Here is a 13,087-nt window from a genome sequence, read left to right on the forward strand (position 1 = left end):
TTACTCAGCCACATCCAGATCAGCATTTACATCATCAAAGTGAGACAATAGTACACCGGCAAGCTGAACGGCCTTGTTCATGCGAACTTCCGGTTTTTCTTTTGTCTGGACTTTCAGATTCAGAATGTGATTATTGTACAGCACATGCAGCGTGTTTTTAGCCGGCTCCCAGATGGCCTTGTCCCCAACGCCCGTAATAGCAACGCCGGTTACTGTGTTTACAGCCGGTTCGGTGAAGACCGTTGCCTGGGGCGGAATGCGGGCAACGGTCGTCGCCGTATCATTCTGGGCCAGCGTATCACGACCCGCCGGGCTGGTTGGTAAAACGGGCGGCCGTTCAGAAACAGTTCCCGTTGGGTCGGGTCCAAACAGCGATTCAGCTCCTACATCGCCCATCTGACCAGTAGTAATTCCCTGTTTAGAGGGCTGGTACATCTTGTCAAAAATGTATTCCGCGTGGTAGATCGACGGATACGGTTTAGGACCGCCAAAAGCGACGCTTACCTGATTGCCTTCCCACTCGAACGTACAACCGTTGCGGGCATCCGTAACGGATAGTTCTTCCAGTAAGCCCACATTAAACGTACTTTGAATCATCCCTTCGTCCAGTACGTTACACGGTGCATCATAGGCGAAGCGGTGGTCTGTGCTCAACAGCCAGGTGCCCGATACTTCCCGGGCCAGGTATGGGCTTCCGGTGCCGCCCGCATCGTTGGCGTCGTCGACGGTATTACCGTTATCGCCCTGGAAGCAAGAGGAAAGGCTCACCAGCGGAATGGCCAGCCACAGTAATTTGGTTTTCATAACGTGTACGTAGTAAATCCAGCGTTTTTGATACTACCAATTTGCCCGCCGGGTTGTTTGATTTACCAATACAATTTGACGAATTCGGCCTCAAGCCAGGAGGACGTACCGACAATTCAAACCGGGATATTATTTTTGTACGTTGCACTGAACGAATGTCTGTTATCGAAACGATTGCTTTGCCCACTGGCCGAAAGGTTTATTTTGCTTCTGATTTTCACCTGGGGGCTCCCCCGCTTGAGAAGAGCCGCGAACGGGAACAGGCGGTTGTGAACTGGCTGCAGTGCATTGAAGCTGATGCCGAAGTTATTTTCCTGGTGGGCGATGTGTTCGATTTCTGGTTCGAGTATAAGCGGGCTATTCCCAAGGGATTTATCCGATTACAGGGTAAACTGGCACAACTGACGGATGCAGGTACGAAAGTCGTGCTGTTCACGGGGAACCACGATATGTGGATGAACGATTATTTTACGCAGGAACTGGGTATTCCGGTGTATCGTCAACCACGGCAGTACGAGATCGGCGGCAAACGCTTCCTGATTGGGCACGGCGACGGACTTGGTCCCGGCGACTACGTATACAAACGGCTGAAACAGGTTTTTGAAAACGACATGGCCCGGCGACTGTTTCGCTGGGTACACCCGGACGTAGGTATTCGGCTGGCGCATGCATGGTCGCACCGGAGCCGGATCAGCAACAACGAGAAGGGGGAAGACGAATTTCTGGGTGAGGACCGTGAATGGCTGATGCTTTACTGTCGGGAGGTGGAGCAGCGGCAGCACCACGATTTCTACATCTTTGGCCACCGGCACCTGCCCCTCGATCTGGCCGTAGCCGCAAGTAGTCGGTACGTGAACCTCGGCGAATGGGTATCCGCCCGGACGTACGCCGAATTCGATGGGACAGACCTGCACTTGAAGACCTGGAAATCTGGTCAGGAGTAATCCCGATCAGGTGTAGCGAATCTAGTGCCGCACGCACCGCCAACTTAATTACTGATTCTGCAAAATGTCTTTGCGGGATACGTTCTCACGCGGGGCTTTGTTCAGTTCGCTCCGCCACTCCTTGCTCTTTAAGTCGCCCCGTTTGACCGATCGGATAAAATTAGCCCAGGCAAAGGGGTTTGTGAAGGCAAACGTAGTAGCCTGGCTTCGGTTAATGATGTTCTCCCGCCCGAAAAACTGCTGATTGACAAAGTTCTGGTGGTTTGCTACGGCGCCCATCGGCATTGTAGCGGCCTGACGCAGAATGGCCTGCGGGTCCAGGTTTTTAGCCAGGTTTTCGCGTTCCTGCTCGTCGGGAAGCTTCAGGTTTACGAACGCATTCTTAAACAGTTCTTCCGTAGCATACGGGTATACCTTCACTTCGGCCAGCGTTTTTACGTCTTCCTGCAGCGCAACCACCGCCGAATAGGTTACGTCGCTGAGACGACGCGGGATAATGTGATACTGTGTTTTAAAACCGACGTAGCTGAAAATGATACTGTCGCCGGGGAATACGGGCAGGGCAAAGTAACCGTTCTGGGCTGACAGAACGCCTTTTCCGGCTTTAGGAATGTAGATATAGGCACCCGGCAGCGGCTCGTTGGATTTGCCACCGGTGATGAATCCTGTAAAGGTAATCTGTCGATCCTGACCCTGCCCGAACGCGGTTGTAAAGAACCCCGTCATCACGAGCAGACCCAGCCCGACCACTATATGAGTCAACGCTTGTTTCATAGCAAAAGACCAACGGAGGTCAGAAAGACGGTACTATTATACAAAACAACGAATGAATTGGTAATGTCCGATATAATAGCAAATAATTTAAGAAAAGTTAGGAATTACCAGTTCAAGCGGTAGCGTTATGTAAACAACTTCAGAAACGTAATGATAAACGGTGCGGCCAGTAGAAGCCCATCAAACCGGTCCAGAAAGCCACCGTGGCCCGGAATGCTGCTACCCGAGTCTTTAATGGCGATGCTCCGTTTGAACAGCGATTCGACCAGGTCGCCGTAGGTACCCGTTACGACGATAATGGCGCCAACGCAATACCACTGCCACGGGCGCAGCTCGGGGGCGTAGAAAGCCAGTCCCAGGGCAATCAGGGCGGCTGCCGCTGCACCCCCGAGGGCTCCTTCCCACGATTTCTTTGGGGATACTCGTTCAAATAATTTTCGACGCCCAAATTTGGTTCCGGCGAAGTAAGCGCCAATGTCGCTGGCCCAGAGCAGCAACAGACAACCCAGAATAATCATTGGGTGGTAGGTGCCGCCCCGTAGCGCCATCACAATCAGAAGCGCAAACGGTACGGCTACGTAAATGATGCCCAGGAACGTAAAGCCGATGTTGGTAAAGGGCTTCATATCGCGTTTTTTGTACAGCTTGATCAGAAAGATCATCGACGAGGCCGGGCAGATTAGAAAGTAGTTATCGAATCCAATCATCCGCTTTTCGATGAAGAAAGCCAGCGCACACACAAAACACCCGACAATGGTGCCGTAGACGGTCAGGGGCTGGAAGCCGTCGAGGCCGAGCAGCCGATAAAATTCGAGTTGGGTTAGGGCACTAATGACACAGAACAGCAGCGCGAAAGTCCAGTCCTGGTACCAGATGCAGAATAAAATTACCAACACCCCAACAACGGCCGCAACGACCCGTTGTTGGAGGTTAGTCATGTTAGCTAAACGTTGCTTCATTCTCCAGAATTACTTTGGCCAGCACGGCGTGGCTGACCGGTACGTGCACTTCACTTTTACCCCAGCCAATGGTTGGGTAACTACTGCTTTGCCGATTCACCACTACCGCCGGAATGTCGTGTTCGGCGAGTAGTGCCTTGGCCAGTTCGGCCCGATGCGGCATTGGGGACACATATACTTTTTCCCAGTTTTCAGTCATGATGAGGTTGTGTTTGCCGGGCAGGGGCGGTTTGTGGTTTACGGTTTTCGGTGAAAAGCCAATCTGATTAAATCTACGCGGATTCTTCCGTGAACCGTAAACCGACAACCGTGAACCGATGATCGGTCAGGGTATAGCCCGGTTACGTTCACGAAAGTAATACAATATCCCTAACGACACCGCCAGGGAGGCCACGGCCGCTGCTACGGGAACGGCCTCGGTGCTTTCAATGTCGACCGGTACCATCTTCTGCTGGTACAGATAAACCATCAGCACAGTGAATCCATTATTGACAAAATGGGCCAGAATGGGTACCCACAAATTCCCCGACCAGACGTAGAGATAACCAAACAGGGCACCCAGCAGCATCCGGGGAACGAAGCCGAGAAATTGCACGTGAATGGCACTGAACAGAATCGCAGCCAGCCAGATGCCCGCGTGAACGTTGCCAGTCCAGACGACCAGATTTCGTTGCAGGATACCCCGAAACAGTACTTCTTCGCCGATGGCCGGGATGATGGCAATAACGAGCAGGGCAACGATGAGCTGAAGGGGTGTATTAAACGTAGTCAGGTATTTTGTGACGCCTTCGAGGTCTTTCTCCTTGTCCCGAATCCATTGTTCGAGCGGGGCGAGCGTCTGTGGGAGCCGCAGGTTCTGGTTCCATTCAATTACCAGACCGTTGAAGGGCATGAACGCAATAACCACCAGCACTACCAGCCCAAGCCCGGCTACGGCCGACAGCGGCCGTCGGCTGAACTGCGGCCAGGTCCGGTGTTCGACCCAATACCAATAGGCCAGTGATGGCAACAGGAACGTACCTAGGTGATTAACAGCCTGCAAAACCATCAGTTCGAACCAGCCGTTCGGTTGGGAGGCTGGTCGGGATGCGAGGGCCAAAAGGTACGCCTGAGCTTCGGTCAGACCGACGCCTTTGATGGCAATAAAGCCCAGCAGCGCAAGAATGGCGCTGAATACACCGCCCAGCAGCGTAAAGCCCACGAGCATCATCAGACCGCCCAGGGTGGGCGGGCGCGAGGATGGGTGGTTAGAAGTATTAATTGGTTGCATATTTCCTCGTAAATTTACAGACTCATTTGCACAATCGGTGCGTTGAACTTGTTTCAACTACGTATTGTACTAAACCTACCGTTTTAAACGGTTGTTAGAAAATAGGTTAGGGGCCTGGGGCAGGGGTGTCGCGTAACCCCTAAGCCCTCTGTCACAAGCTCACTGCAACAAGCGATATGGTTAAAATTGGCAACATAGCATTACCGGATTTTCCACTGCTGCTGGCTCCGATGGAGGATGTCAGCGATCCTCCGTTTCGGGCGGTATGTAAAGCAAACGGGGCCGACCTGATGTACACCGAGTTTATTTCGTCGGAAGGGCTGATTCGCGATGCGGCTAAAAGCGTTCAGAAACTGGATATTTTCGAATACGAACGGCCCATCGGTATTCAATTGTTCGGCTCCGATATTGAAACCATGGGTGCTTGCGCCGAAATCGCTAGTCGGGCCAACCCGGACCTGATCGATATCAACTACGGCTGCCCGGTCAAGAACGTAGCCTGCCGGGGAGCTGGCGCTGCCTTGCTGCAGGATATTCCTAAAATGGTTCGCATGACCGAGGCCGTAGTGAAAGCGACGCACCTGCCCGTGACGGTTAAGACGCGGCTCGGCTGGGACGAAAACACGAAGAACATACTGGAAGTGGCCGAACGGCTACAGGATATCGGTATTCAGGCGCTCACCGTTCACGGCCGGACGCGCGTACAGATGTACAAGGGCGAAGCTGACTGGACGCTGATTGGTCGGATCAGGGAGAACCCCCGCATCAACATTCCTATCTTTGGCAACGGTGATATCGACAGTCCCGAAAAAGCGCTGGAATACAAAAATCGATACGGCGTCGATGGCGTTATGATCGGCCGGGCGACGATTGGGTACCCCTGGATTTTCAACGAGATCAAGCATTTTGTGAAAACTGGTGAGCATTTGCCCGCGCCAACCGTGGCCGATCGGGTGGCCGTATGCCGACAGCACCTGGATTTTTCGATCCGCTGGAAAGGCGAAATCACCGGGATTTTCGAAATGCGCCGACACTACGCCAATTACTTCAAAGGACTGGATAACTTTAAAGCGTATCGGATGCAACTGGTGCAGGCTGGTACGTACGACGAATTACTTCGCATTCTGGATGAGGTTTCGGAGCACTATGCCGAAGCCGTATTAGCCTGATAGAACCGAACCTAACGTTCGGTTCTATCCCTACTGACTACATGACAACTACTACCGCTCCTGTTGCCGTCGATCAAAAGCGTCCACTGCTGGTGTGGGGGCTGCTGTTTGTGCTGGCACTCGTATGGGGTAGTTCCTTCATTCTGATCAAGCGGAGTCTGACAGTTTTTCCGCCGGAGCAGGTGGCCGCCGGACGTATCTTTTTTGCGCTGTTGTTCTTCATTCCCTTTCTGGGCGTTCAGACTCGAAGCGCCGATATCCGGCAATCAGTACGGGGGCGATGGGTAGCGTTGCTGGCTGCCGGGCTGCTGGGCTTTCTGTTTCCTGCCTTTTTATTTGCTATAGCCGGTGCTCACCTGAACAGTTCACTAGCGGGAGCACTCAATGCATTGAGTCCGCTGTTCACGCTTGTTACAGGTGCCCTGTTTTTCGGTCGGGTGATTCGTCCTACACAGGTGCTGGGCATTCTGATTGGGCTCGGCGGTTCGATTCTATTGATTTTCTACAGCGCTACCGGCTCGTTTTCCATCAATGGGTACGCCCTGCTGATTGTGCTGGCTACCGTTTGCTACGGTACGAATATTAACCTCATCGGCCGACACCTAAGCCATTTGCCCGCGCTCGTGTCAACGGCCTGGCTGTTTGCCTTCATTGGTCCGCTGGCCTTGCTGATTCTGTTTACTACCGACTTTTTTACCCGGATTACCCTTTCCAACGCGTCGCTGGCGCTGTCGGCGCTGGCATGCCTGGGTATTCTGGGGTCAGGAGCCATGTCGGTGCTGTTCAACCGAATCATTCAACTGGCGTCGCCCCTGTTTGCGTCGTCGGTGACGTACCTGATGCCGGGCGTTGCGTTGCTATGGGGCGTGCTGGATGGTGAACAGGTGCATCTGGTGCAATACGCCGGTATGGGCATCTGTCTGTTTGGTATCTGGCTGATTAATAAATCTTGACAAGGTAACAGGCCGAGACTGCTAACTAAACCAATCAACAACGTAAACGAATTCAGGAAAATGTACCAGATAACCCTTACCGATCAGCCGGTTACTATTGATTTCACCGCCGAGGGGCCTACTATCAACGGCCAGTCCTACGCCTGGGATGTTGTTCGGCTTTCGGAACGGCAATTTCATATTCTACACGACAACCGGTCGTTTCGGGCTGAACTGCTCGACCTCAATGCCGCTGAAAAGACGGTTCGGGTAAAAATCAATGATCACATCCACGAAGTGAAGTTGAAAGACCGCTTCGATCTGCTGCTGGAGCAGATGGGGATGAGCAGTGCGGCCGGTTCGAAAGTCAACGATCTGAAAGCGCCCATGCCAGGTCTAATTGTAGGCATCAGTGTGCAACCCGGCGACGTAGTCAAGAAGGGGGATAGCCTGCTGGTTCTGGAGGCTATGAAGATGGAAAACGTCCTGAAAGCCCCCGGCGAAGGAACCGTTCGGACCGTCCGCATTGCCAAAGGCGACCGGGTCGAAAAAGGGCAGGTGCTGATTGAATTTTAAAAAGAAGCAGGAAAGGGAGAAAGGGGAGGAGAGGGAGAAAAAAGTAAAAGCCTGGCCCCTCTTTCCTTTCGTCCCCTTTCTCCCTTTCCTCCTTCCCATCCTTTTCTCCCTTCCTCCTTTCCTCCTTTCCTCCCTTTCCCTATCTTTGCCCGCAAAATTTTCCGAATGTCTCAGCCAACTAAGTACAAACGAATTCTGCTCAAGTTGAGCGGAGAAGCTTTGGCCGGTCCCAGCGGCTACAACATCGATCCCGCCGTACTCGAGCAGTACAGTAAAGAAATCAGGCAAGTTGTTGACATGGGCGTCCAGGTTGCCATCGTGATCGGCGGGGGCAATATCTTCCGGGGCGTGTCGGGCGAGCGCTCGGGCATCGACCGGGTGCAGGGTGACTACATGGGAATGCTGGCTACGGTCATCAACGCCATGGCCATTCAGAGTTCGCTCGAAAAGCACGGGATGTTCACGCGGGTCATGTCGGCCATCAAGATGGAGCAGGTCTGCGAACCGTACGTTCGTCGGCGGGCAGTACGTCACCTCGAAAAAGGTCGGGTCGTAATCTTCGGCGCTGGAACTGGTAGCCCCTACTTCACGACCGACACCACGGCTAGTCTGCGGGCTATTGAAATTGAAGCCGACGTCGTGCTGAAAGGAACGAAGGTGGATGGGGTGTACTCGGCTGATCCGATGAAAGACAAAACCGCTGAGCGCTATACCAGCATCTCGTTTCAGGACGTTTACGAAAAGAAACTGAACGTAATGGACCTGACGGCTTTTACGCTCTGCCAGGAAAATAATCTTCCGATCATTGTCTTCAACATGAACCAGCAGGGCAGTCTGCTCCGGGTGGTACGTGGCGACGAAGATGCGGGAACGTTAATTCACTGATCTTAACAAAACAGTGTTTTCGGTTTACAGTTTTTGGTACGAGTACATACGCCTAAAACCGTAAACCATAAACCGAAAGCCATACAAATGGAAGACATCGAGCTATATCTCGAAGACGCGAAAGACACGATGGAGAAGGCCCTCAAGCACCTGGCCATCGAACTGACTAAAATCCGCGCCGGTAAGGCATCGCCCGATATGCTCAACGGCATTCAGGTTGAATATTATGGGTCCATGACTCCGCTCAACCAGGTGGCCTCTGTTAACACGCCCGATGCCCGGACGATTGCCATCAAGCCATTCGAAAGGAAAACGATCGGTGACGTTGAAAAAGCCATTCGAAACAGTAATCTGGGCCTGGCGCCAATGAATGATGGCGAAACAATCCGGTTAAGCATTCCTCCCCTGACCGAAGAACGTCGGCGCGACCTGGTGAAGAAGGTCAAGCAGGAGGTTGAGGTAGCCAAAGTAAACATCCGCAACATCCGCAAGGACACCAACGAAGACATCCGCAAACTGACCAAAGAAGGCGTTTCGGAAGACGCCGTGAAGCAGGGCGAAGAGCGCGTTCAGAAACTGACTGACAGCTTCATTGCGCGGGTGGACGAGGTGTTTGCCGCGAAGGAGAAAGATATTTTGTCGGTGTAGAGACGCAACATATTGCGTCTCTACGAGCCGTAGAATTATTAACCGGTCCTGGTTATCAGGACCGGTTATTTTTTTGAATTTTACCAATTCACCGTAACTACTCAGTAATGCAATCTATCTCTGATGATCCGGTTGAGCGGTTGATCCAACACCAGTACCGTATTGATTCGGCACACCTGGCTGGTTATGATTATGGATCGAATGGGATGTATTTCGTGACCATCTGTACCCGGAGCCGGGAATCGTATTTTGGCCAACAATCCGCCTGCTCCGCCTGCCGTTATCCCCTAAACCTGTATCTTTGGGCTACGTATCGTTTGCTCTATGAATCAACCTACTTTATTCCAAAGGCTTCGGCCGCATCTGATCGCGTTGCTGGGGCTGCTGGTGCTCGCTACCATCTACTTCGCTCCGGTGCTGTCGGGCAAGACGCTGGCCATGCCCGATGTGCAGGAGAGTGCAGCAGCCGCTCGCGAAATCCGCGAAATTGCCAAAGCTACCGGCGATAAACCGATCTGGACCGATGCCGTCTTCAGCGGGATGCCGGCCTACATGATTGATTTTGAATACCCATATATCTTTGTTTATAAAGTCGTCAGTACGGTCATCTGGTGGTTGCCCGCCAACGCCAACATCGTGTTTGTGTTGATGCTCGGAGCCTATATCCTGCTGGTGGTGCTGGGGTGTAATCCGTGGCTGTCGGCGTTAGGAGCCGCTGCTTACGGACTCGGTACGTTCAGTATCGTCAGCCTGGAAGCCGGGCACGTATCGAAGCTGTTTGCGCTGGGCTACGGTGCCGGTATGCTGGCGGGCGTGGTCCTTTGTCTGCGCGGACGCTACTGGGTGGGAGCGGCCGTAACGGGTCTGTTCACCAGCATGGAATTTGGGGCCAACCACATCCAGATTACGTATTACCTCTTCATGACCATTGGCCTCTATGTCCTGTACGAAGCCATTGCCCTGTTTCGGGCCGGCAAAACGCGACAGCTTGCCCTGGGACTGGCTACGCTGGCGGTAGTCGGGGTGGTAGCGGCTGGTAGCTTTGGTAAGCGGCTGCTGGTGCTGAATCAGTACACGAAGGAAACCATCCGGGGGGCATCGGAACTGACGGCCAAGACGACAAATCCTGATGGACAGTCGACCACCAGCGAATCGAAAGGCGGTCTCGATAAGGATTATGCGTTTACGTACAGCTATGGCATTGCCGAAACACTGACGTTGCTGATTCCCAACTTTTCTGGTGGCGCATCGGTTGGCGGAGGACTTGGTGCCGACTCTGAGTTTTACAAGGCGATGGTCAACAAGGGCGTCGACCCGGCCGCAGCCCGGCAGTTTGTCGAACTCGGTGCGCCAACCTACTGGGGTGATCAGCCGGCGGTGGGTGGCCCGGCCTACGCGGGGGCGGCTCTGCTGTTCCTGTTTGTGCTCGGGATGTTCATCATCCGAACCCCGCTCCGGTGGTGGCTGCTCAGCGCGACCGTATTGCTGGTCATGCTGACTTGGGGGAAGAACTTCGCGGCTTTTAACTATTTCCTGTTCGATACGCTGCCGTATCTGAATAAATTCCGGGCGATGACCATGGCCTTTACGCTGGCGCAGTTGTTCATCGCGGTTGGGGCAGCTCTGGCCGTGCAGACCATTGTGACGCAGAAGCTGACGTTCGCGCAATTGAAACAGCCGCTGCTTATTAGCTTAGGCCTGACGGCGGGCGTAGCACTCATTCTAGCTGTGCTGGGGGGCTCTTTCTTCGATTTCCAGTCGGACTTTGATGTGGATCGGCTGACGCGCATCTTCGGCGATCCCAGCGTGGCCAATGACATGGTTCGGGCACTGGTCAGCGACCGGATTAGCCTGATGCGGGGTGATGCCTTCCGGTCAATTATTCTGATTCTGCTGACGGCCGGGGCGGTCTGGCTGTTCGTGACCAACAAACTGAAGCCGTCTATTTTCTACCCGCTGGTGTTTGCCGTTGTGGTATTTGACCTGTTTGCGGTCGACAAGCGGTTTTTGAACAACTCGGATTTTGTAGCGAAAACGGAACTGAGCATACCGTATCAGCCGACAGCCGCCGATCAGCAGATTTTGCAGGACAAATCGCTCGGCTACCGGGTGTTCGATCAGACCGGTTCGTTTATGGAAAGCAACCGGGCATCGTATTTCCATCGTTCGATTGGGGGCTATAACGTAGCGCGGCTGCGTCGCTACAACGAGTTGATTACGTACGCGTTTCCGGTCAACACGCTCAACATCCTGAACATGTTGAACGCCAAGTACGTCATCGCGCAGGGGCAACCAGCCGCTAATCCGCAGCAACAGGAGGCACCCGCTCCGGTTGCCCAACAGAATCCGGAGGTATTAGGAGCCGCCTGGTTCGTCCAGACGGTGCAGCAGGTGGATAATGCCGACGCGGAAATGGCGGCCATGAAAACCCTGAATCCGCGCGACACAGCGGTGGTCGACAAGCGGTTCGCCGAACAACTGACCGGATTGCCCGCTACGATGGACCCGGCCGGCAATAGCATCCGTCTGACGAGCTACCGGGGTGATAAGCTTACGTATGAAGTAAATGCCGCTCGTGAGGGACTGGCTGTGTTCTCCGAAATTTACTACCGGGGCCACGAGGACTGGCAGGCGTATCTGGACGATAAGCCCGTACCGCACATGCGGGCCAACTACGTGCTGCGGGCGATGCGGATTCCGGCCGGGCGTCATACGGTTGAGTTTCGGTTTGAGCCGCCTTTGGCAAAAACCGGCGATACGATCGACCTGATTTGTAATGTCCTACTCCTGGCGCTGTTTGGCGTGGTTATCTTCCGCGAAGGCCGTCGGCCAACCCCCGAGCCAGAACCAGCCCCGACTCCATCACCCGCTCCGGCCATTGCCCAGGAGCCTGTTGAGCAGACGCCAAAGAAGAAAACGACGAAAGCGAAATCATCGCGCTGACAGCTATGAACGGACGAGTGACTGGCATCGGGCTTGTAATAGGGCTGCTTTGGATGATCAGTGGCTCGTCCGTAGTTTATGCGCAATGCGCTACGTCGACCTCCTTTACGGGGTCGTTGCGGGTGCGCAATTCGATTGGCTGCGTACCGTTGACCGTTCAGACCGGCAGCGATCTGGTTGGGGTGCAGAACGTTCGCTACGTTTACGAATATGACGGCCAGCGCGAAACGCCTATCACGGCTGCCAGTACCTACACGTACAAAAAGCCTGGGGAATACCGGATTTTACAGTTATCCGAAAAAGAAGGGTTACCCTTGCGGGCCTGCGCCACCATCATCGTCTATGATACCATTCCGCCGACGGTAGACCTGACGGCCTGCGGTAATCAGGTGACGCTCCGGGTAAGCGATTCGCAGACGGATTTCTGGCGGTACGATTACATGGTCGTACGGTGGGACGATGGGCGTGTTGATACCCTGAAAACCATTCCCGTAGCCATTGGGCATACGTATACCAACACGTCTCCGCGCCGGATTCAGGTGCAGGGCTTCCATCGATACGGCCAGTGTGGAGGGACGGCATCCCGCCTGTTTGTGCCTAATCAACCGGCCGTAGTACGCGGGCTGGAACTGTTGAACTTGCAAACGGGCCAACTCCGAATCGATAACCCCAGTGGTACGCCACTAACTGTCGAACGGCGGCTTGGTAACGGTGTCTATTCGAAGCTGCCCGGTACGTTGTCAGGTAACGCACCTTCTACCAGTGTACCACTCGATTCGGCCGAAATCACCTGCTTCCGGGTCGTACCAACATCCAATTGCCCGGGTGAAAATCCGTCGCCGGAGCTGTGCTACACGCCACCCAACCAGGCCGCGGCCGATGCCGTGTACCTACCCGATGCGTTTAGTCCGAACGACGACGGTGTCAACGATACGTTCGGGCCGGTCGGCAAGCTGCCCCCCGGCGACTTTCGGCTGACGGTTGCCGACCGCTGGGGCCGGATTGTGTTTTCTACCGATGATCCATTAAGTCCGTGGGATGGGGTACTGAACGGCCAATCGCTACCAACCGGTACGTATGCCTACCAACTCGAAGTTCGCCTGTCCAGCGGACAAATTAGTCGGCGGAGCGGACGGGTGCAATTGATTCGTTGAGTAGCTTTACCCAACTATTCCAACGAACC

At 54.0% G+C, this 13,087-nt stretch carries 13 protein-coding genes; 8 read left to right on the plus strand and 5 right to left on the minus strand.

From position 1 onward, the window contains the following. Complete coding sequence (locus tag BN8_RS05040; RefSeq protein WP_009280734.1) at window positions 1–804, minus strand: hypothetical protein; 804 nt, start codon at window positions 802–804, stop codon at window positions 1–3. Between the two features lie 155 nt (window positions 805–959). Here BN8_RS05040 and BN8_RS05045 point away from each other — a divergent pair, with 155 nt between their 5' ends. Further along, window positions 960–1,748, plus strand: a complete 789-nt coding sequence (locus tag BN8_RS05045; protein ID WP_009280735.1) for a UDP-2,3-diacylglucosamine diphosphatase — start codon at window positions 960–962, stop codon at window positions 1,746–1,748. Window positions 1,749–1,796: 48 nt separating this feature from the next. Here the strand turns inward: BN8_RS05045 and BN8_RS05050 are convergent, their stop codons facing one another. The 4 genes from BN8_RS05050 to BN8_RS05065 all read right to left on the minus strand — a co-directional run bounded on the left by BN8_RS05050 (window position 1,797) and on the right by BN8_RS05065 (window position 4,751). Then, window positions 1,797–2,522 (minus strand): carboxypeptidase-like regulatory domain-containing protein, encoded by a 726-nt coding sequence (locus BN8_RS05050; RefSeq protein ID WP_009280736.1) that lies wholly within the window; start codon window positions 2,520–2,522, stop codon window positions 1,797–1,799. A 125-nt stretch (window positions 2,523–2,647) separates the two neighbouring features. Continuing rightward, window positions 2,648–3,481: a phosphatidate cytidylyltransferase gene (locus tag BN8_RS05055; RefSeq protein WP_009280737.1), complete on the minus strand. Its 834-nt coding sequence runs from the start codon at window positions 3,479–3,481 to the stop codon at window positions 2,648–2,650. Continuing rightward, the gene (locus tag BN8_RS05060; protein WP_009280738.1) at window positions 3,462–3,680 is read right to left on the minus strand and encodes a putative signal transducing protein; all 219 of its coding nucleotides are present in this window, start codon (window positions 3,678–3,680) and stop codon (window positions 3,462–3,464) included. The genes BN8_RS05055 and BN8_RS05060 overlap by 20 nt, the downstream gene beginning before the upstream one ends. A 126-nt stretch (window positions 3,681–3,806) precedes the next feature. Continuing rightward, on the minus strand, window positions 3,807–4,751 hold the full coding sequence (locus tag BN8_RS05065) for a CPBP family intramembrane glutamic endopeptidase (RefSeq protein WP_009280739.1): 945 nt from the start codon (window positions 4,749–4,751) through the stop codon (window positions 3,807–3,809). Window positions 4,752–4,927: 176 nt separating this feature from the next. Here BN8_RS05065 and dusB point away from each other — a divergent pair, with 176 nt between their 5' ends. From dusB to BN8_RS05100, 7 genes are all read left to right on the plus strand, one after another. Continuing rightward, a complete protein-coding gene (gene dusB / locus BN8_RS05070) occupies window positions 4,928–5,920 on the plus strand; it encodes a tRNA dihydrouridine synthase DusB (RefSeq protein ID WP_009280740.1) in 993 nt (330 codons plus the stop codon). 41 nt (window positions 5,921–5,961) lie between these two features. After that, window positions 5,962–6,873 carry a DMT family transporter gene (locus BN8_RS05075; protein WP_009280741.1) on the plus strand — a complete coding sequence of 304 codons (912 nt, stop codon included), beginning with the start codon at window positions 5,962–5,964 and terminating at the stop codon, window positions 6,871–6,873. Window positions 6,874–6,933: 60 nt separating this feature from the next. Beyond that, a complete protein-coding gene (locus BN8_RS05080) occupies window positions 6,934–7,428 on the plus strand; it encodes an acyl-CoA carboxylase biotin carboxyl carrier protein subunit (protein WP_009280742.1) in 495 nt (164 codons plus the stop codon). Between the two features lie 165 nt (window positions 7,429–7,593). Continuing rightward, window positions 7,594–8,313 carry a UMP kinase gene (gene pyrH, locus BN8_RS05085; protein ID WP_009280743.1) on the plus strand — a complete coding sequence of 240 codons (720 nt, stop codon included), beginning with the start codon at window positions 7,594–7,596 and terminating at the stop codon, window positions 8,311–8,313. Between the two features lie 87 nt (window positions 8,314–8,400). Next, on the plus strand, window positions 8,401–8,961 hold the full coding sequence (gene frr / locus BN8_RS05090) for a ribosome recycling factor (RefSeq protein ID WP_009280744.1): 561 nt from the start codon (window positions 8,401–8,403) through the stop codon (window positions 8,959–8,961). 324 nt (window positions 8,962–9,285) lie between these two features. Next, window positions 9,286–11,904 (plus strand): YfhO family protein, encoded by a 2,619-nt coding sequence (locus BN8_RS05095; RefSeq protein WP_009280745.1) that lies wholly within the window; start codon window positions 9,286–9,288, stop codon window positions 11,902–11,904. A gap of 5 nt (window positions 11,905–11,909) precedes the next feature. Beyond that, window positions 11,910–13,058 carry a T9SS type B sorting domain-containing protein gene (locus tag BN8_RS05100; RefSeq protein ID WP_040005461.1) on the plus strand — a complete coding sequence of 383 codons (1,149 nt, stop codon included), beginning with the start codon at window positions 11,910–11,912 and terminating at the stop codon, window positions 13,056–13,058. Window positions 13,059–13,087 lie beyond the last annotated feature (29 nt).

The organism is Fibrisoma limi BUZ 3, from assembly GCF_000296815.2.
GTDB lineage: Bacteria > Bacteroidota > Bacteroidia > Cytophagales > Spirosomataceae > Fibrisoma > Fibrisoma limi.